We start from the raw sequence: 20,132 nt of genomic DNA on the forward strand, positions 1-20,132 counted from the left end.
TTATCTAACTGGTCGCCTTGTGACTTGTCGTGATGTCGCCCATCGTCGTTTGATCGAACAAGGACGTGAACTACCTGTCAATTTAGAAGGTGGCGCCATTTTCCATGCTGGTCCCATCGTCCGTAAAAAAGATAATGGCAGTTTTGAAATGGTATCCATTGGACCCACCACCAGTATGCGCATGGAAAAATTTGAGCGTGAGTTTATCAAACAAACAGGCGTAAAACTGATTGTAGGTAAAGGTGGTATGGGACCTGAAACCGTTGCCGGCTGTCAGGAGCATAAAGCTGTACATGCCATTTTTCCTGGCGGTTGTGCGGTACTCGCTGCCACTCAAGTCGAGGAAATTGAAGGCGCTGAATGGCAAGACTTGGGCATGCCTGAAACTTTGTGGATTAACCGCGTAAAATTATTTGGCCCTTTGATTATCTCGATTGATACGCATGGAAATAATTTAATTCAGCAAAATAAAACGCAATTCCAAGCCAAGAAAAAGCCTGTGCTAGAGCGCATTAGCAAAGAATTGAGTTTTATTAAATAATTTCCCAGCAGACAACATTTCCCTGTAAATGTTGTCTGCTTATAGCGCCTTCGCAAGATACAACCGCATTTTGAAGGATGAATGAGTAAAAAGTTTATTTTTCACATCCCATTTTGTCCCAAGCTCCAACAAAACCATGTGCCTAAATAAATACTTTTGACTCAACAGAATATGGACATTTTCACCTAAGTCATGGGATAAAAAATAACGATGGAAAATTTAGCAAGTCAACAGCCTTTATACATTCCCTATGCTGCACACACCCTCTTAGAACTTCCGTTATTAAATAAAGGGGCAGCCTTTACAACACATGAACGTAATACCTTCAATTTACATGGTCTAATTCCACATGTGGTTGAAACTATTGAAGAACAAAGCCAACGCTCTTATCAGCAATATTGCGCATTCAATGATGATATTAATAAGCATATTTACCTGCGCAATATTCAAGACACTAATGAAACCTTGTTTTATCACCTGATTGAACATCATTTGAGTGAGATGATGCCCATCATTTATACCCCAACGGTAGGTGAGGCCTGTCAGTGCTTCTCGGATATTTACCGCCGTCACCGTGGGATTTTTATTTCTTATCCTGACCGTGCACAAATTGATGACATTTTGTATAACGTGAATAAAAAGAATGTCAAAGTGATTGTGATTACTGATGGTGAACGTATCTTGGGCTTAGGTGATCAGGGTATTGGTGGAATGGGTATTCCAATTGGTAAGCTGTCATTGTATACCGCATGTGGTGGTATCAGTCCTGCCTATACTTTGCCAATTACCCTAGATGTGGGCACCAACAATCAGCAATTACTGAATGATCCGATCTATATGGGTTGGAGTCAGCCGCGGATCAGTGGTGAAGAGTATTATAACTTTGTTGATGAGGTGATGGCAGCAATTAAACGTCGCTGGCCGAAAGCACTGATTCAGTTTGAAGATTTTGCACAGAACAATGCGATGCCATTGTTAAATAAATACCGTGATCAAGTCTGCTGTTTTAATGATGATATTCAAGGCACTGCCGCTGTATCGGTAGGAAGTTTAATTGCGGCATCGCGTGCTGCAGGCAAGCAATTGAAAGATCAGATTATTACCTTCTTGGGTGCGGGTTCGGCAGGCTGTGGTATTGCGGAGCAAATTGTTGCACAAATGATGGCGGAAGGCTTAACCGAAACTGAAGCGCGTGCACGCGTGTTCATGGTCGATCGTTTTGGTTTAATTACTGAAAATCAGCCTAACTTGCTCGATTTCCAACGTAAATTGGCACAAAAGCCAGAGGCGATTGCAGCTTGGGGCAATGCAGAAGAGCATATCTCATTATTAGATGTGGTTAAGCAAGCAAAGCCTACAGTCTTGATCGGGGTGTCTGGTCAGCCAGGATTGTTCACTGAAGAGGTGATTCGAACCTTGGCGAGTAATTGTGAGTCCCCAATTGTATTGCCTTTATCCAATCCAACTTCACGCGTGGAGGCGGTGCCTGCAGATATCGTGCAATGGACCAAAGGTCGTGCCTTGATTGCAACAGGCAGTCCATTTGCACCAGTCAATTATCAGGGCAAGATTTATCAAATTTCGCAATGTAATAATTCGTATATTTTCCCAGGGATTGGTCTGGGTGTGGTGGCTTCAGGGGCAACCCGTGTCACGGACAGTATGCTCATGGCATCGAGTAATGCTTTGGCGGACTGCTCGCCAAAACTCAATAATCCTGATGCGGACTTACTGCCAGATATTAATGAGATTCAGCAAGTGTCCAAAATCATTGCTTTTAAAGTGGCAAAAGCAGCGATGGATGCAGGTGTGGCGCCGATGGTGAGTGATGAGTTGTTACATCAGGCGATTGAAGCGAATTTCTGGAAGCCTGAGTATCGTCAGTATCGCCGTATCACGATTTGATTGATCCTACATTCATGTTCAAATGCTGACGTAATTGCAGATTGCCTTTCAGGGTTACAACTCTATCAACTAAAAAGCACCCAGCCCTTCAGCAGAGTGCTTTTTTATATCTCTTCGGCTTTGTTGCACAAACCTACCGATAAGGTCTTATTCCACAATATAATTCTCAAATGAATAAGCCTAAACCTAAAATTTATCGTACAACCAATTGGTCTGCTTACAATCAAGATTTAATGAGTCGAGGAAACATCTCGATTTGGTTTGATCCTACTATCAAATGGTATGCCCAACGAAAATGAAACAAGGACGAATTCAAACTTATTCCGATACAGCTATTCAATGCTTTCTTATGATCAGATCTCTATTTCGATTGTCTTTACGCATGGTCACTGACTTTGTTCTAAGTCTCATTCGTCTTTGCGGATTAGATTGGACAGCCCCAGATTACTCCATCCTTTGTAGAAGACAAAAGCATATTGATATTGTAATTCGCTATCAAAAAAGTAGTGGTGGGCTTCATCCACTCGTTGATTCTACTGGCTTAAAATTTTAGGTGAAGGTGAATGGAAAAGGAAGAAACATCAGCCTGAATATCGTAGGCAATGGTGTAAACTGCATATCTGTACAGATGTAAAAGCATACAAATACGGGCTGTACAGTTGACTCCGAACAATGTGAGTGATTCACAAGTCTTTAGGGAGTTACTTGATTAAATTCCACAAGCGCATGCTGTTATTGCACGAAGAAAAAATGCGAAATCTTGGAAAGACAAAAAGCTGAGATCTTTAGAGAGAAATGAATGACTGAAAACGGTCAAATGCCTAGGAGGAACTATATACACAAGTTGTCACTTAAATTTGAGTAATTTAGGGTAACTTTAATTTTTAATTCTTTGTGCAACAAAGCCAGTAAGAAGTAATAAACCAGAGACTGTCGTACTTAGATCTGAATATTTTTATCAACTCTTAGATGAATTTGAAAGGGTAGAGATTGAAATTCTTGTAGAGTAAATGACAAGAGAGTTATTTGAAATTGCTGTACTAGAAGGGCGAAAGACTGCTTTTTACAAGGTTGATGAGAATGGAGTTTTTCGTGAAGATCATCACTGAACAACACTATGTGGCATTTAAGTTGTTATTGTCATTAATTCCAAACTTAACAATTTTTATCTCCTTGCAATCATCATTATAAAAAAACCTTCAAGGCGTGTTGACCGATCTAAAGAATACTCTATTAACAATGCAACTTTGCTTTGTGTTCAGTGTAGAGAAAGATTGGATTCCACACTGAACTAAGAATTTTAACTATGCTCTATGGAATAGATTTACACATCATATTCCGCAGAGCCATTAAAACTTGTTAAAAATAGTTTATTTGTTTGGAATTTGGCTAGATCGGAATGCCTTTGTTGAGAGAATTTAAAAGTCACTTTTTTTAGTATTTTCGCTAATAACGATTTAGTATTGTGATTTTAGCTTTTTAAGCATGTCTTTAATTGGATTTGATAGAATTGAGAAGGGGAAAATAATGCTAGAAGATGAAAATAACCAACAACATGATCCAAAATATTCATTACAAGTTGATTGTGCTTCAGCTTTGAGTTTTGTCTTACAACAAAATTCAGTTCCCCTGATTCGACAAATTCTAATATCTTCTACTGACATAGTTTCTGATTCCCGACTAGTTATTCGTTCTAATCCAGAATGTTTCAAGGAACACACGAGTCATATTGCAAGTTTGGATGCTCATCAAGTTTTGGCTCTTGATAAGCCAAAATTAGTTTTTGATATCAAACTATTGCAGGAGCTACCCGAGCCTCTTAAAGGCAGTATTGAAATACTTTGGTTGAATGAAAGGGACGAGATACTGGCAGATCAGCGGGTAGAGATTGATTTATTAACTATTGATACTTGGGGTGGGGAACGCCAACCCATAGAATTATTGGCGAGTTTTTCACAACCGAATGCTTCAGCACTCAGCCCGATTTTGGTAAAGGCCAGTGAAATTTTAAAAGCAAAAGAACTAGGTTCATTAAGTGGTTATCAAGACCGAGATCGAGATTCTGTTTTATCTCAACTGAATGCCTTATGGGAATCTTTATTACAACAAGATATTCATTATATTGTTAACCCAGCAAGCTTTGTTAAATCGGGCCAAAGAATACGTTTGGCAAAGCAGATATTTGACGAGAAGCTAGCATGTTGTTTAGACACGACAATACTTTTAAGTGCCTTGGCTGAACAAATAGGCTTAGATACTTTACTTATTATTGAAGAAGGACATTCGTATCTTGGTGTTTGGTTAAATGAGACGCCAAATGTTGACTTGATTATTGATGATATTCAAGCATTAAGAAAGCGTTATGATTTGGGTGAAGTTGTTTTTATAGAAACAACGCTGCTCACACAACAAGCAAAGTTTGCATCCGCACTTGAAACAGCAAAACAGTACATTAAGGAAGAATCCCGCCAGAATAATTTCTATCTTGCGATTGATGTTCGTCAGTCCCGGTTGCGTGGTATTAAACCAATTTCCTCATACCAGGATAAGAAAAATCATTTGGATGAAACAGAAATTGAATGGGCTCCTGCATCGATTCCTGTTTACGATGTTGAACGTCCTGTTGAAAATAAAGCCACTCGGGTTGACCGCTGGTTGCGTCGTCTTCTCGATCTAAGTCTGCGTAACAAGCTCCTAAACTTTAAGGACAATCGTTACAGCATTCCCTTACAATGTTCTGAGTTAACACTGGGTAAACTTGAAGATGCATTGGCGAACCAAGAGGGTTTCTTATTTAAGGGGGTTGATAGTATCTCGCTAAAAGACGTCCAGCGTGACAATGAAAGCCAGCATATCAATCAATATGTTGATGAGAGCCTGTCCAGAAAACTATTGTTTAGTCCACTCGATACACCCTTATTGGAAAAGCGCTTAATTGAGGTTTACCGTGCCTCACGTACTGCTTTGGAAGAGGGCGGAGCGAATACACTATTTCTTGCGATCGGTTTCTTGGAATGGAAAGAATCAGAGCGATCAAAACGCACCTTTAAAGCGCCTCTACTGCTTATTCCTGTGCAGATCACTCGCGAGACCGCTAAAACAGGTTATCGCCTGTTTATGTATGATGATGAGCCTCGCTTTAATTCGACCTTATTACAATTATTAAGACAGGATTTTGAACTAGATATTTCGGGTTTAAATCCTTTGCCTACAGATGATTCTGGTATAGATGTTAATCAAGTCTTACATATTGTGCGTAAGGCTATTGTGAATATAGCAGGATGGGAGGTTAAAGCTGAGGCTGCCATTGGTCAGTTCTCATTTTCAAAATATTTAATGTGGCTTGATTTGTCTACACGAATGGATCAACTTAAAAATCAATCTGTAGTAAATCATCTTATTGAAACACCACGAGAACCGTTCATTAAGCAAGATGATTTTCCGCAACCAGCTCAACTAGACCAACAATATCAACCGCAACAATTATTTACACCATTATCGTCTGACTCTTCACAGCTAGCAGCAGTGATGTCCGCCGCATTAGGACGTACTTTTGTACTTTCGGGCCCTCCTGGTACAGGTAAGTCGCAGACCATTACCAATATGATTTCACAATGTCTAGCAGATGGAAAATCCGTGTTATTCGTTTCGGAAAAAATGGCTGCTTTAGAGGTTGTCTATCGTCGTTTGACACAGATTGGTTTGAGTGAGTTGTGCTTGCAGTTACATTCTTCCAAAGCTCAGAAAATGGAGGTTTTGGATCAACTACGGGAAAGAGCACAGAAAAACAATGATCCATACTTTCTAAGTGCTCAGCCAAAGACAACTGAATGGCAGAAGCTATCGGACAGATTAATCCAGTCACGTGATGAACTGAATCAGCACGTAAATAACCTGCATACCGTACATGCGATTGGTTGGAGTCTGTATGCAGCAATGAGTGATGAACTTTGTTATCGGAATACACCACATTTACGGTTTCCTGAGATTAATATCGCGACATTGACATTAGAAAAGCGTGAATTGCTGAATAAGACTGTGACACAAGCGGTAAGCTTGCGTCAGCTAGTGAATGAAAATGCTAAAGACGTATTGGATGGTTTTGCGGAGGGCTTGTCTGAACCTATTTGGAGTCTGGCATGGCAGGAGCAATATCAGCTATTACAGGACCAACTTATCGGTCAGATACAGCAATTACAAAAGTCTATTTCTGCTTGGCAACAGGCTTTTGGATTAAGTGAGAAGCAAAATCTGAGTCTGGTTAAGCAGGATGTTTCGATTTTTAAGGCAATATCTAAACTAGTTCAGCAAACAGATTTAAAACTATTAAATACGATTAAAGATATCGATTTAAAAACCATTACCCAGACAAAATACTTAACGCAGGATCTTAAGCAACAGCGTTCTTCATTAGTAGGGCAATACCAATCTCAAATTTATCAAGCAGATTTAAGTCAAATGGGCTCTAAATGGCGTGAAGCAGAATCAAAAATGTTCCCATTTTCATGGTTCGCTAAATTCCAGTTGAGAAACTTAGTCAAGACCTATCAAGACTCGACTCAACGCCCAACAGCGTTGGCAGTTGCACATGACTTACCTATCTTGCAACATATCCAAAGCCAACAACGACAGTTTACTGAATGTGAAAAACAGTTAGCGAATGAGCTTGGTTCTTATTGGCAGGGTGAAGATAGCGCATGGCAAAGTTTTGAAACTATTCACAATCAGTGGCAAGAAATTAAGCAGATAGTTGCGTCGTCAATTACCGATCAAGCAACTTTATTAAAAGCGGTAGAGTTCAGTAAAAATCATGATTTGGATGAACTGACGCAAAATATAGCTCAGGTGGAGAATACATTCAGTCAATTGTTGAATGATCATGTACTGAAGGGTGATACTGAGATCACCGCATATTCAGATATTGATTTTAATGAAATTATCGAAAGACAACAGCAATTGCAGCAATATGTTCTAGCTTGGAGGCATTGGTTAAATTGGCAGGCAATTAAAAGCCAGCTTATTAAAAGTGGTTTAAAACCATTGGCATTTGAACTTCTGCATGCCCCACTGGATTTGGATGCTGCCCTAAAACGCTTGAATATTAATTTAGCGAGACACTGGATTACACATAAGTTTAGCCAGCATCCAGAGTTAAATCAATTTAACAGCCAACAACATGAACAGAAAATAATGTCCTTTGCCCAGCAGGATAAAGAACACCAACTTGCTGCAAGCCAGGAAATTATTCACCGTTGGAATAATATTTTTACTGAACAAAACCAGTATAAAGGGCAATGGACTGTTCTTAACAAAGAGTTGGGTAAGAAACGCCGTCATATTCCTGTACGAGAGTTGATGCGTCAAATTCCTGATGTTTTAGTTGGCTTGAAACCATGTTTATTAATGAGTCCATTATCAGTTGCCCAATATCTGGACACAGAAGCAAAATTTGATGTAGTAATTTTCGATGAAGCATCACAGATTCCTGTATGGGATGCAATTGGTGCATTAGCGAGGGGTAAACAGTCAATCGTGGTGGGTGATAATAAACAAATGCCACCAACCAGTTTCTTCGGTAAAGGCGATTCTGAAGAAGAAGTTGATGAGGAGGTTACCGAAGATCTGGAGAGTATTTTAGATGAATGCCTTGCTGCTCAGTTACCAGAATTAGCTTTGAACTGGCATTACCGCAGTCGTTACGAAAGCCTGATTCAGTTTAGTAATCAGAAATACTACAAAGGTGGTTTATTTACTTTCCCCGCACCTGTTGCTAAGGATACAGCTGTAAAATTGCATGTGGTTGATGGAGTCTATGACAAAGGGGATACACGTACCAATCCGAATGAAGCTAAGGCAATTGTTGAATTCATTATTCAGCATTTACAGTCACAGTTGGGGCAAGAGAATCCTTTGACTCTAGGAGTGGTCACTTTCAATATGACTCAGCAGAAGTTGATTGAAGATTTACTGGATAATGAATTGGCAAATCATCCCGAGTTAGAGACATTGAGTAAATCAGGCATTGAGCATTTATTTGTTAAAAATTTAGAGAATGTGCAAGGGGATGAACGCGATATTATCGTTTTCTCAATTACTTACGCAAAAGACCGTGATGGCCGCTTATCTATGAATTTTGGTGCGCTTAACCGTCAAGGTGGTCAGCGCCGTCTAAATGTAGCAATTACTCGCGCTCGTCAAGGATTACATGTTTTCTCGGCCTTAAGTCCAGAAGAAATTAATTTGGCACGCACCAATAGTGAGGGTGTAAGGGATCTAAAAGATTTCTTAGTTTTTGCTCGTAGTGGTCAGCTGCATTTAAATTATGTTGATCAAAACAAACAGCAGACTAAAAAAGAATTTGTACAGTACTTACAGAATAAGCTTCAAGAAAAAGGTTGGAGCGTGGACCTCGGAATAGGTCAGGGAGATAGCTGTGTAGATCTAGCTATTAAAGATGACTTGCATGCAGATAGCTATATTGTAGGTATTCTAGTCGATGGTGAAAATTATGCAAAAGCAGCTACAGCAAGAGACCGTGATCAGCTCAAACCAACAGTATTAAATGGGTTAGGCTGGCAGGTATTATCTGTGTGGACAGTTGACTGGTGGCTGGATCCAGAGCAGAACTTAACTAAATTGGTAAAAGAATTGGAAGAGATCAAAATAAATCAACAGGTTGCTTAAATTGTCTGAAAATTTTGAGATGAAAAGCATGCTTTAAATCAAGTCATTGACTTGGGCTGTATGGTCCATGCGAGTCGTAAATTCCATGAACTGCATGTGACGGGGAAAAGTCAGATCAATGAACAGGAATTTTTAAGGTCATCAGATTAAGTGCATTCTGATAATGAATAAAGTGCCGTTTGGCGCTTTATTCATCCTAGCCCTTCAATATTGCAAAATGCGATAATTGGTTTATACTTGATTTATAGCAAAATGCGATAAAATGTTATGCATGTGATCACCCACGCTCGAATTATAGAAGCAATGCACAAGTGGCCACAGGCTGAAACGGCATTAGATGGTTGGTATCGAACCATAAAGGCAAACGATCCGAAAGATTTTGCTGAGATGAAACAGCTCTTTCCAGCGGTCGATAAAGTTGGAAAGTTCCATGTGTTCGATATTGGCGGGAACAAGATCCGACTTATTGCAGTCGTGATGTATCAGGCGAAACGTGTGTATATCCGTCATGTCTTGTCCCATAAAGAATATGACAAAGGTCATTGGAAGGAAGGTTAGTATGAACGCGATGATTAAACAGGCCGTAGACCACTGGCACTACGTTGCACCATTGCTCAGCAAGCCAGAAAATGAAGAAGACTTTCATACACTTGTTGAAGCTTTAGATGAACTTTTAGATACCGTTGGTGATGATGAGTCTCATCCTTTAATGGGGCTTATTCATCAGCTTGGTGATCTGGTTTCTGATTATGAAAATGAGCATCTTCCTATGCCTAAAGGGGATGGTCGCGCTGCTTTGGCTTTTTTGATGGAGCAACATGGTTTAGGTCAGTCTGACTTAGCAGAGGTTGCAACCCAATCTGTGATTTCTGAGATTTTAAGTGGTAAACGCCAACTGAATATTCGTCATATTAAGGCATTGTCTGAGCGGTTTAATGTATCGGCAGATACGTTTTTCTAAAAGATAGGGCGCCGTGAGGCGCTCTATTAGTAATCAATTTGAATTTCTCGTTAGTCTTGATATTTCAATTTACAAAGTCTACGTGCCTATAATCGCTTTATTCCTTCGTTAAGAATCACAAAAACGGTAATAAATAAAAAAACCACTATATAAAATTATCATTGAAATACTGCTCATTGTAGCTTTATGCAGTAAAGTTTTTTGCTTTCTGCACTTAATAAAGTGAACCGTACCGAGTTTGTCTGAGACAAACTTTCTTGACGAATATGGCAACATTCTAACGCCATTTCAATATAGTGTTGCGTATAATTATACAATGAATAGCAAAGACATTATTAAGTGTCTAGAGCAGGAAGGCTGGTACAAAGTGGGAGATAAAGGCGACCATGAGAAATAAAAGCATCCTGAAAAATCTGGTCATGTTGTAGTTCCTCCCCCGAGGAAAGACATGCCGATTGGCACTTTACGCAATATTTATAAACAGGCTGGTTGGGAGTGGAGGTAAATATGTTATATCCAGTATATGTTCATAAAGATGAAGATACTGCATACGGCTTAACTTTTCCTGACTTTGAAGGGTGTTTTAGTGCAGCGGATGAAATGCAAGATATTCAACGCATGGCGCAAGAGGCTGTAGAGCTTCATTTTGATGGCGAGGAATCAAAATTACCAAAACCATCAAGCCCTGAACAATGGTTGGGTGATGAGCGATTTCAAGATGGGTTCTGGTTGTTGATTGATATTGATACAAGCAAAATCAGTCCGTATCAATGTCAGTATGTCAGAGTCTTTGGTCAAACGTCTTGATGCTGTTGCAAAAAGATAGCATTTAAGTCGATCTGCCTTTTTGGCAAAAAAAGTGCAGAATTAGCACTACACGATTAAGATCTTAAGAGAGCAACTACCCGTCTACATGGCGGTTTTTTTTTTGCGTAATTTATGAAAAATACCGATCTTCTTAGCGCTGATAAGGGATATGACTCGAAAGCTTTGAGAGAGCAGATAGAAAGAAAATCCACAAATGTTAAATGAACTCTGGCTGAAATAGCCTAAGCAAACTGAAAAGGGGGAATTGTTTAAAAATCTCTCTGGTTATAAGTAAGCTGTCTTTATGAAAAGCATCATGCTAACTTTGATTCATAATAAGGGGAATTTAAAAGCTTTAGCATCACAGTTTGATTGCTGGATTTACGAAAATGGTGTGAAGATTAGCACTTTGGTAAATCTATGAGCTGAAGTGTTGTAGTCCAAACCCGATCTGACAGTTACCCATTTTTTAGTGGGCCCGTCAGGTTAAATTTGAGCTAAATTTTTCTCAGCCCAAATTCATTTCCAATCAAGTAATGTTTCAAGTTATGTGCAGACACTGCACAATTTAATTCACCGTACCTAAGACTGGTATCAACTTTGGTCCAGCCATCCTTGCTTTACTAATAATCTCCACCAACTCATCATAAGTCAGTTCAAACTTATCTTCGCTATCAAAAACATAAACCATATTCTTGCCTTCATATTCAGGTGGAGTAGGTGGTACAAATCGTTTCGGGATTAGGAGTTGAGTAATTTGTTCGTCAGTTAGTTTAAATAAGTGCATGTTTTATCCTACTCTTGGTAAGTCAGACCATTTTGTTAAATACGATGGTGATCTAAGGTTTTGATTCATGTGCCATGAGGCTTCTCGATTGTTAGCAATGCCTAGCGTGACGAGATTCTTCCCAAACCGTTCACTGATGGCTTCGATGGCATCTGAAAGCCTTTCGCGCTCTTGCTTATGCGAATAGTCCGTGAATAGATCGGGCACAAACTTGGATTTATCTGTGATTTCGAGCAGCACGATTCCCGCCTTTTTATACTTAAAACCCTTCTTAAATATCTGATCGATACCTTTCATCGCAGCCTTGGTGATAAGCAATAAGTCGTCTGTATGTTCGTGCATTTGAACCACGATATAGGGGGAGTAACGCTCAGTCTTGTCAAAGCGACTGGTTTGGATATAGACACCGATCATCTTGCAGATTGAGCCATCTTCCCGCATACGCTTCACTGCTCTGGCCACATAAAGCCGGACAGACGCTTTGATATCATCCATTTCATACACTGGGTTGCCATATGAACGACTGCTGATGATTTGTTTCTTCGCTACTGCATCATCAGTCAGGTCAATACAAGAAAGGCCCTGTAGTTCAAGCACCGTCTTTTCCATCACGATACTGAACTGTTTTTTGATTTCTTTAGGATTGGCATTGATCAGATCTAGAACAGACTGAACACCCATGGCATTGAGCTTCTTACAGTTCTGTCTGCCGACGCCCCAGACTTCCGATACATCCACTTGTGCGAGTAGCGTTTCTGTAGAGCATGGGTCCATCTGGGCCAGATTACAGACCCCATTGAAGAACTTGTTTTTCTTGGCGAGATGATTGGCAATCTTGGCTTCAGTTTTAGAGCGACCGATTCCAATACAGCAGGGTAGTCCTAACCAACGCCAAGCCTTAGCCCTCATATCCTGAGCATATTCTGTCAGGTCAAATAAATGCTCATAAGCTGTGAGCTTCAGGAAGCATTCATCAATCGAATAGACTTCTTGATCTCCTGGTGCAACATAGTCCCCAAGCAGTTCCATAAAGCGCTTGGACATTTCGCCATATAAGGAGAAATTACTGGATAGCACCTGAATGTTATGTTGTTTGATCAGCTCTTTAATTTGGAATACAGGAACACCCATCTTGATGCCGAGATCTTTCGCTTCTTGGCTTCTGGCCACGGCACAGCCGTCATTGTTGCTGAGTACAATGGTCGGTCGATCATTCAAGGCAGGATTAAACACACGTTCACACGAGACGTAGCAATTATTCACGTCGACTAACGCGAATATTTCATTTTCACTTTTCATTGTTATTCTTCTTTTTATGAGCGGTGATGAATACGCTTTAGGTTAAAAGTCACTACACCCCAAACAGATATCGTCTGACTATCATCGGGAATGATGTGATTGAAATTAGGATTTTCAGCCTTTAACCAAAGTTCTGGAAGCGGATAATTTTCATCGCCAAATATCTCTTTGATTTCAGACTTTGACATCTTATTGGTGATCATCAACCGTTTAATGGTCGAGGCACTATTATCAATCAAGGCAACCACGATATCGTAATGTTTGGCTTCAATACTGCGATCGACAATGATTGGATCGTTGATCTCAAAACCTGCATCGAGCATGGATTCACTGTCTACATAAGCAATGAAAGTAGAAATAGGGTTGTGAATCAGGAACTCATTCAAATCGAGTGCTTTGTCTTGCTCATCCTTGGTGCTGAAGGCTGGACCTGCAGGGATTCGTTCTAAAGAGACAGGAATTGAGACTTTGGATTTTGGTAGGACTGCGGTAAGCCCTAACTGCGCAACCAGTTCATTTTGAACAGCGATTTGTTCAAGCACGGTATTGATGGTAGGGCTTGGCTTACCCTCTGGACCCATGAGCTCTTGTAAAGATGACCATGCGTCGTCAGAGAAGTAGATAGGCAACTTCTTAGACATATGATACTCCTACGCTACGAGGCGTGTTTGGAAGTAGAATTTGTCTAAATAGGATATTACTAACAACGTTTAAAATTCAAATTTAAAAAGTTGTGGATAAACAAGGATGCGTCAGAATAAGACGTTTTGTTTCTGCTCATCGCGTGGAAAAGTGACGAATTCATCGGGCATTGGAAAGAAATACTCATGCGCGTGTTCATGATCTGCTGTTAGCCAGTCTTTTCGATATTGCTCCGGAATCACGATGATGGATCGTTTCTCATCCTTCGGTGCATGGAATTGCTTCATGAATGGGTGCTGATCAGAATTGATGGTTAACATCGAAAAGGAGCGTACCTTATTCCCATCAATCACAGCATCATCATAGATCCCTGCTATCGTAAAAGGCTGATTATCTTTACGCTTGATAGTGTACCAGTGTGGCTTACCATTGATGTATTTCGGCTCGTAGAACTCTTGCACAGGGACTAGGCAGAACTTGCTGTACTTCCAAGCATGTCGAAAGCTGGGCTTATCTGCTACAGACTCAGTTCTGGCATTATAAGTATGACTGCTGAACTTCAATTCTTTTGCCCAGCTCGGCAGTAATCCAAATTTTGCGATATCAAGCTCCAAATGTTCTGAGCCATTCAAGATGATTGGAGCATGGTAAGAAGGGAATACATGGTCCTTAAGCTCAAGATCAAACTGGCTTGTATCGACACCTAAGAGCGTCAAATTTCTTTTACTTGGGAATAGGTAATTTGAGCACATATGGATGGCTTAAACTCAAAGTTTTAATTGGAATTATATACCTACTTACACGAACAAGCTGCGTGTAAGGCTCTAAATAAGGATGATGAAAGCCCTTTAGTGAGGATTGGGCGTTCAAGACTTTATTAATGAAAATAACTACATATCTATAATGATGAAATTACGAAAATAATTATTAAAAAAGGATCCCTTAAATCATCGAACTTAACTTTAACTTCCGCTTCATTTTCCATAAAAATATCATGATTATTGAATAGCCACCAACTAGCCCTATCAATTTCAATAGAGCTTTGTTTCATGGGCAATAGCATCTAATTGGTCACGTCTTTCGGATTCAGAAAAGCAATCAGCTCCATTACTTGGAAGAACAGATTGTCGGCTGAATTAAGCTATTTTAAAGAAGATCATCTATACAATGATCTTCTTCTTTTTATTTAGAAATTATAGAAGAACAATAAGTTCAGCATACGATTTGTACTATTGTCATCTCCAGCGGCAAGTGAATCAGCCGAACCGTTAATAAAGACGTCATTTTTGCCAATAATATATTCGGCGGCCATCGAAAACTGTTTAACGTCTAATTGAGCACCAATGATATTTCGTGTGGAATCTTTATAGCCTGACTTATTCTTAACATAGCTTGAATAAGTCAGATATGGTGTCAGAGTAAAGCGCTGATTTGGATCTTTATAAACATAGTTTAAATCTGCAGTATAAAAATCGGCATCATTAGCAACATAGTAAGTGCTGTCAAAAGACCCCATAACTGAATAGTCTGGCGATATTGGATCTTTGTTGGTAATTTTATTCTTACCACCTGTTAAGGTTATATTTAGCCCTTTATAGTTGGTCCGAGCAAATGCTGCCCAAGCGTTCCGACTTCCTGTGTCGCCACTGGTTAAGTTTTCAATTTCGGAATGCCAGTATGAACCACCAATACTTAGATTCAAGTCAGAGATATTGAAATTAGGGAGTTGCTGATCAATTCGACCTACAAACATATTTTTTTCATTGTAAGAGCTATCTCCAGAAACATTTGTTTTTACATAGTTTACAGTGTAACGAGATGAATCATAGCTTTTGCCTACGTAGTTGCCAGCATCCCCTACAAAATACGCTAAATCAATTTTGGTGCCATCAGAAATATAGGATTGAAAATCTAATCCGAGGTTATGTATATCTTCTAGACCTGCATTTACATCAATTCCACCATACCAGCTTGTTGACCAACCACGACCAGGTCCAAAAGGTACATCTTGTACACCGACAGTAACGCGATTAGCATCATTGAACTTATAGCCTAAATTCGCATTAACTAAGGATGAAAAATCACACAAAGTATCGAATTGATAGCAACGATATTCAAAGTTTCCAAATAACTTATTTGCATCATAATTTACATTAATTTTTGCAGCATTAAATTGTAGTTTATGATCGTTATCGGAATAGTCTTTATCCTGAATATTGGCTCTCAACCAACCTGATATCGTCACTTTACCGAGATCAGTATTGGCATCTCCTAACGCAAGATCGGATGCAAAAGATGGGGTAGTGGAGAACAAAGCAATGGATACCCCAGTGAATAGAGCATTAGATTTAGTGAAAATCATTTAAAAAATCCTAATTGTGTATCAAAAAATGCCCAATAAATAATTAAAAAATTCAGGCATTCTTTTAGATTTATTGATAAATATAAAAATTTTTTGGTAATTATGAGTTTGTCTGCATTAACCTGGATAAATACCACGTTCGATACGAGCAATCAGGATACGCTCACATGCAACGATATATGCTGCGGTTCTTAAGGAGCACTGGGTTTGAATTGATTTATTCCAAATATCATTAATCGCATCACGCATGATTTTATCCATGCGAAGATTAATTTCATCTTCAGTCCAGAAAAAGCTTGATAAGTCTTGAACCCATTCAAAATAACTCACTGTGACACCACCAGCATTACAAATTACATCTGGAACTACCGTAATATTACGACTGGCGAAGATGTCATCAGCAGCTGCTAATGTAGGCCCATTAGCACCCTCTAAAATTAACTTGGTTTGAATTGTTTGAGCAATTTCAGCATCAATGACACCTTCAAGAGCGGCAGGAATAAAAATTTCAGCTTCTAATTTCCAAAATTTGGACTTATCTACTTCATCATCAGGAGCATAATTTTTAATACCTCCGTGGTTTTTCTGATAAGACATTAATTTCACAACATCAATACCATTAGGTTGATATAAAGTGGCACTGTGATCTTGAATACAGATAACTTTTGCTCCATTTTTTTGGAACAATAGAGCAGCCTCACTGCCAACATTGCCGAATCCCTGAACACAAATACGCGCATTGGAAATATCAAGATTAATTTCTTTTGCAACTTCAAGACCAGTGATGAATACACCTCGTCCAGTTGCATGAACGCGGCCTAAAGATCCACCTAAATGTACTGGTTTCCCCGTTACGACTCCTGTAACTGTATTTCCAGCATTCATTGAAAAGGTATCCATCATCCAAGCCATAATTTGAGGTGTCGTACCTACATCTGGAGCAGGAATATCTTTTTGAGGACCAATGATTAAATTAATTTCTGCAGCATAACGTCGTGTCAGACGTTCAAGTTCACGTTTAGATAAAGAGCTTGGATCTACTCGTACGCCACCTTTTGCACCACCAAAGGGTAGGTTTAAAGCAGCACATTTAATTGTCATCCAGGCAGATAAGGCCATGACTTCATTTAAATCGACGTCAGGATGAAAACGAATGCCACCTTTACCTGGGCCTCTAGCTAAACTATGTTGAACACGGAAACCTTCAAAATGTTCGATGGTGCCATCATCCATTTCGACAGGAATATCTACGATTAATGCACGTTTGGGATGACGTAAAAAATCCAATCGCTGCCTTAATGGGTCATCCAGAAAAGGTTCTACCCGTTTTAGTTGCTGTAAATAATTGTCCCATGCCGAATTACTTTGGCTTACATATGAAAGACTTGCCATTTTATTACCTATGACAGAAATGACAGTAAAAATAGGTGTGTTACCTCAGATGTGTAGATATAAACCTATTTTGTTCATTTCTTTTAAAATTGATCTCTGTTAGTGCTTATTAAACAAAGCAAACCCTAAGCACGTATTCATAGTTATATAAGCGAGTGAAAAATGCACGAGTGCAAAGATGATTTGTTTAGGAAAATAAATCTTAGGGACATTCCCTTTTTTCGTTTTATTTCAAATGCGAAAATTTTTATTTTGTATGAGGGATAATGGGATAAATTTCTAGATGAAACGAAAACAAATTGATTTATTTGCAGTAGTTAGCATGATAATTCTATGTGCAATATGGGGATTACAGCAGGTGAGTATTAAGTCAATAATTTTTGATATTTCGCCTGTGCTACAGGGAGCCATCCGTTCTCTGATAGCAACTCTAGCAGTCTATGTTCTTATACAGTTTAGAAAAATACCATTATCATTATCTACTTCTGTATATAAATATGGAGCGCTCGCAGGACTGCTTTTTGGTTTAGAGTTTCTATTTGTGAATGAAGGGCTCAAATATACTTCAGCTGCGCACATTTCAGTATTTATTTATACCTCACCAATCTTTGCTGTGTTGGGTATGGGGTTATTTGTGCCAGAAGAGCGCTTAACCTCAAAGTAATGGAGTGGAGTTCTACTTTGTTTTATTGGAATCTTAATTGCTTTATTTTGGGGGCATCAAAGTACAGAAGACCAGACTTCACTTAAAGGAGATATTTTGGGGTTGCTTGCAGGCCTAAGTCTTGGGGCTACGACAATAGTCATTCGTTGTACTAAATTAGGATATGCGCCAGCAACACATGTGCTCTTTTTCCAAGTTTTGGGTGCGACACTGCTTTTGGGAATATATGCAGTTTTAACAAATCAATTGACTTTTAAGGTTACGTTTTTATCTATATCCAATCTTTTATTTCAAGGACTTATTGTTTCTTTTGCCAGTTTTTTGATGTGGTTTCACTTAATTAAAACCTATTATTTATCTCAAGTTGGGAACATTGGCTTTCTAACACCTATTTTCGGGGTGATTTTTTCAGTACTTTTACTGGGAGAAATACTCACCTTTAGTTTTATGATCGGTGGGATTTTTGTAGTTTTGGGGGTGATCTATTTAAGTTTATCTCCTAAGAAGAAAATTGAAAATTACGCATGAAAAAATGGAATGGCCCTATTAAATATATTCGCTTGATAAGCTGGTTATACAAAGATTAAATAAAATCTCATTCTAAATTTAAAATAATTTGAATCTTCTTGTTTGATTAAATCATAGTAAGGATATTTATCATTACATGATTGCTTAATGTTTAGATAGATCAATTTTTTTAATTTAACTCTAAAGTCAATATTTGAGGTTCATCATAATGAGATTGGTTAATTCAGATGAATTGAGATCTAGATATATAAAAATGGTCAATGATCACTTTTATATTAAAAATCATGAGTTCGCTATCATCTCAGATGTAATCAAAGATATTAATAATATTGAACTGATTAAGAGCCCGATTCTTTTGGAAAAACTGAGAAAACAAGGGGAAAGAGACTTTTACATCGAAGAGTTGGAGGTGCACTATAAAATTAGAAATAAAATTGATCTGAGTATTGTACGTCAAATTTTTGCAGTTCTTGGTTTGTTTCCAGTTGGGTTTATTCTACAAGGAAGTTTACAAAATCCTGTACCGTGTACTTTATTTCGTCCTATTAATAATTCGAACACAAAAAAACACTATATTAGAGTCAAGCTGTCTTATGCATATGATTTAAAATCTTTCAAAAAAACATCGAAAGAAGAAGTTTATATACCAAAAGCAGCTAAATCATGTCAAAAGTTAAAGCAATTTCTTGATGGATTTCAGAAAGATTCTTATTTCATTGATTCAGATGTAGAGCTGTTTTTAAAAGAAGTAATTGATTTTTTGCATCCTGAATTTAACACATCTACAGTTGATCAAGAAATACGCAATAGTGGTATGAGGGATAGTAATAGCATCTGTGAGATTAGATTCCCAACATTAAGTTTGTCGCGTACCCTGTCGATGATCAGCAAGTATAAGTTTGATATAGATTATAAGGTGAATTTACCGGAAGGTAGAAAACATCCTCTTTTATATAATCTTGCTAATATTTTCCTAAAATTAACAAACAACCACTTATATCAAACCAAAGTGGAGCCTGATGCTTTACTAAATATCCAATTGGTTCAACGAGGAATTGCATTAACACCTAAAGGTAAGAGTCAGTATAGTAAAACACTTGCTGAAATTTTTTCAGAACAAAATCAATATAATAAAAAAATTGATAATTTACAGCGTTCGATAAATCGAAATTTTAGAAAATTTCCAGATTCAACTTCTCAGTTATATCAAGAAGGTTTGGCTTATTTTTATTTTAAGTTGAAACCTGATATCCATTTATCAAATTATAAGAATTGGAGTAAAGAAGATCTCTCAGATTTAATTCATTCAAATCATATAGATGTATTACCAATCATGTTTGATGGTTTGATGGATACTCAAGAGTTAAAAATAAATCAATTAGATGAGTTAGTAAGAGCTCATAAGTGTGCATTTGAAGAAAAACTTGGATGTTCGATTCAAGATGAGCATGAGTATTACTTGATGCTTCAACATCAGTCATTGCAGCAATGTTTAGCTGTCTTAAATCAAGTCTCTTCTGTTCGTCAGAATGTGAATACCACAACCGCAATGATTTAATT

The 20,132-nt window shown here is 38.4% G+C and carries 15 protein-coding genes and 2 pseudogenes; 11 read left to right on the plus strand and 6 right to left on the minus strand.

What is annotated here, in order from left to right; all coding sequences use genetic code 11:
- From ttdB to GWK51_RS00040, 8 genes and pseudogenes are all read left to right on the plus strand, one after another.
- The coding region (gene ttdB, locus GWK51_RS00005) for a L(+)-tartrate dehydratase subunit beta (protein WP_161932192.1) at positions 1-541 on the plus strand (541 nt) is incomplete at its 5' end.
- 210 nt (positions 542-751) lie between these two features.
- On the plus strand, positions 752-2,446 hold the full coding sequence (locus GWK51_RS00010) for an NAD-dependent malic enzyme (protein ID WP_161932193.1): 1,695 nt from the start codon (positions 752-754) through the stop codon (positions 2,444-2,446).
- Positions 2,447-2,616: 170 nt separating this feature from the next.
- A pseudogene (locus GWK51_RS00015) lies at positions 2,617-3,246 on the plus strand (IS5 family transposase); the annotation flags it as partial.
- A 727-nt stretch (positions 3,247-3,973) separates the two neighbouring features.
- Positions 3,974-9,130: a DUF4011 domain-containing protein gene (locus tag GWK51_RS00020; protein ID WP_161932757.1), complete on the plus strand. Its 5,157-nt coding sequence runs from the start codon at positions 3,974-3,976 to the stop codon at positions 9,128-9,130.
- Positions 9,131-9,397: 267 nt separating this feature from the next.
- Positions 9,398-9,688, plus strand: coding sequence for a type II toxin-antitoxin system HigB family toxin (locus GWK51_RS00025; RefSeq protein ID WP_016165531.1), 291 nt, complete (start codon positions 9,398-9,400; stop codon positions 9,686-9,688).
- Position 9,689: 1 nt separating this feature from the next.
- Positions 9,690-10,091, plus strand: a complete 402-nt coding sequence (locus GWK51_RS00030; RefSeq protein WP_016165532.1) for a helix-turn-helix domain-containing protein — start codon at positions 9,690-9,692, stop codon at positions 10,089-10,091.
- Positions 10,092-10,500: 409 nt separating this feature from the next.
- Positions 10,501-10,596, plus strand: a pseudogene (locus GWK51_RS16780) (type II toxin-antitoxin system HicA family toxin); the annotation flags it as partial.
- Between the two features lie 2 nt (positions 10,597-10,598).
- On the plus strand, positions 10,599-10,898 hold the full coding sequence (locus GWK51_RS00040) for a type II toxin-antitoxin system HicB family antitoxin (protein WP_100243283.1): 300 nt from the start codon (positions 10,599-10,601) through the stop codon (positions 10,896-10,898).
- Between the two features lie 568 nt (positions 10,899-11,466).
- Here the strand turns inward: GWK51_RS00040 and GWK51_RS00045 are convergent.
- From GWK51_RS00045 to GWK51_RS00070, 6 genes are all read right to left on the minus strand, one after another.
- A complete protein-coding gene (locus tag GWK51_RS00045) occupies positions 11,467-11,685 on the minus strand; it encodes a hypothetical protein (RefSeq protein WP_161932194.1) in 219 nt (72 codons plus the stop codon).
- A gap of 3 nt (positions 11,686-11,688) precedes the next feature.
- The gene (locus GWK51_RS00050) at positions 11,689-12,984 is read right to left on the minus strand and encodes a Y-family DNA polymerase (protein ID WP_161932195.1); all 1,296 of its coding nucleotides are present in this window, start codon (positions 12,982-12,984) and stop codon (positions 11,689-11,691) included.
- Positions 12,985-12,998: 14 nt separating this feature from the next.
- A complete protein-coding gene (locus tag GWK51_RS00055; RefSeq protein WP_161932196.1) occupies positions 12,999-13,625 on the minus strand; it encodes a LexA family protein in 627 nt (208 codons plus the stop codon).
- A 111-nt stretch (positions 13,626-13,736) separates the two neighbouring features.
- Positions 13,737-14,378 (minus strand): SOS response-associated peptidase, encoded by a 642-nt coding sequence (locus GWK51_RS00060; protein WP_161932197.1) that lies wholly within the window; start codon positions 14,376-14,378, stop codon positions 13,737-13,739.
- Positions 14,379-14,812: 434 nt separating this feature from the next.
- Positions 14,813-15,988, minus strand: coding sequence for a TonB-dependent receptor (locus tag GWK51_RS00065; protein ID WP_161932198.1), 1,176 nt, complete (start codon positions 15,986-15,988; stop codon positions 14,813-14,815).
- 117 nt (positions 15,989-16,105) lie between these two features.
- A complete protein-coding gene (locus GWK51_RS00070) occupies positions 16,106-17,380 on the minus strand; it encodes a Glu/Leu/Phe/Val family dehydrogenase (RefSeq protein ID WP_161932199.1) in 1,275 nt (424 codons plus the stop codon).
- Between the two features lie 283 nt (positions 17,381-17,663).
- Between GWK51_RS00070 and GWK51_RS00075 the strand changes: the two genes are divergently transcribed.
- From GWK51_RS00075 to GWK51_RS00085, 3 genes are all read left to right on the plus strand, one after another.
- Positions 17,664-18,044: a DMT family transporter gene (locus tag GWK51_RS00075; RefSeq protein WP_161932200.1), complete on the plus strand. Its 381-nt coding sequence runs from the start codon at positions 17,664-17,666 to the stop codon at positions 18,042-18,044.
- 96 nt (positions 18,045-18,140) lie between these two features.
- A complete protein-coding gene (locus GWK51_RS00080) occupies positions 18,141-18,572 on the plus strand; it encodes a DMT family transporter (RefSeq protein ID WP_161932201.1) in 432 nt (143 codons plus the stop codon).
- A gap of 208 nt (positions 18,573-18,780) precedes the next feature.
- Complete coding sequence (locus GWK51_RS00085; RefSeq protein ID WP_161932202.1) at positions 18,781-20,130, plus strand: 2-oxoadipate dioxygenase/decarboxylase family protein; 1,350 nt, start codon at positions 18,781-18,783, stop codon at positions 20,128-20,130.
- Positions 20,131-20,132: the final 2 nt, after the last annotated feature.

Origin of the sequence: Acinetobacter kanungonis, assembly GCF_009939195.1 — a bacterium.
In the GTDB taxonomy this organism is placed as follows: domain Bacteria; phylum Pseudomonadota; class Gammaproteobacteria; order Pseudomonadales; family Moraxellaceae; genus Acinetobacter; species Acinetobacter kanungonis.

What these genes read in the sequence shown, in the direction of transcription:
- GWK51_RS00040 (WP_100243283.1), top strand. Translation starts at nt 10,599, where the DNA reads ATGTTATATCCAGTATATGTTCATAAAGATGAAGATACTGCATACGGC.
- GWK51_RS00045 (WP_161932194.1), bottom strand. Translation starts at nt 11,685, where the DNA reads ATGCACTTATTTAAACTAACTGACGAACAAATTACTCAACTCCTAATC.
- GWK51_RS00070 (WP_161932199.1), bottom strand. Translation starts at nt 17,380, where the DNA reads ATGGCAAGTCTTTCATATGTAAGCCAAAGTAATTCGGCATGGGACAAT.
- GWK51_RS00055 (WP_161932196.1), bottom strand. Translation starts at nt 13,625, where the DNA reads ATGTCTAAGAAGTTGCCTATCTACTTCTCTGACGACGCATGGTCATCT.
- GWK51_RS00060 (WP_161932197.1), bottom strand. Translation starts at nt 14,378, where the DNA reads ATGTGCTCAAATTACCTATTCCCAAGTAAAAGAAATTTGACGCTCTTA.
- GWK51_RS00025 (WP_016165531.1), top strand. Translation starts at nt 9,398, where the DNA reads ATGCATGTGATCACCCACGCTCGAATTATAGAAGCAATGCACAAGTGG.
- GWK51_RS00085 (WP_161932202.1), top strand. Translation starts at nt 18,781, where the DNA reads ATGAGATTGGTTAATTCAGATGAATTGAGATCTAGATATATAAAAATG.
- GWK51_RS00020 (WP_161932757.1), top strand. Translation starts at nt 3,974, where the DNA reads ATGCTAGAAGATGAAAATAACCAACAACATGATCCAAAATATTCATTA.
- GWK51_RS00030 (WP_016165532.1), top strand. Translation starts at nt 9,690, where the DNA reads ATGAACGCGATGATTAAACAGGCCGTAGACCACTGGCACTACGTTGCA.
- GWK51_RS00050 (WP_161932195.1), bottom strand. Translation starts at nt 12,984, where the DNA reads ATGAAAAGTGAAAATGAAATATTCGCGTTAGTCGACGTGAATAATTGC.
- GWK51_RS00075 (WP_161932200.1), top strand. Translation starts at nt 17,664, where the DNA reads ATGAAACGAAAACAAATTGATTTATTTGCAGTAGTTAGCATGATAATT.
- GWK51_RS00010 (WP_161932193.1), top strand. Translation starts at nt 752, where the DNA reads ATGGAAAATTTAGCAAGTCAACAGCCTTTATACATTCCCTATGCTGCA.
- GWK51_RS00065 (WP_161932198.1), bottom strand. Translation starts at nt 15,988, where the DNA reads ATGATTTTCACTAAATCTAATGCTCTATTCACTGGGGTATCCATTGCT.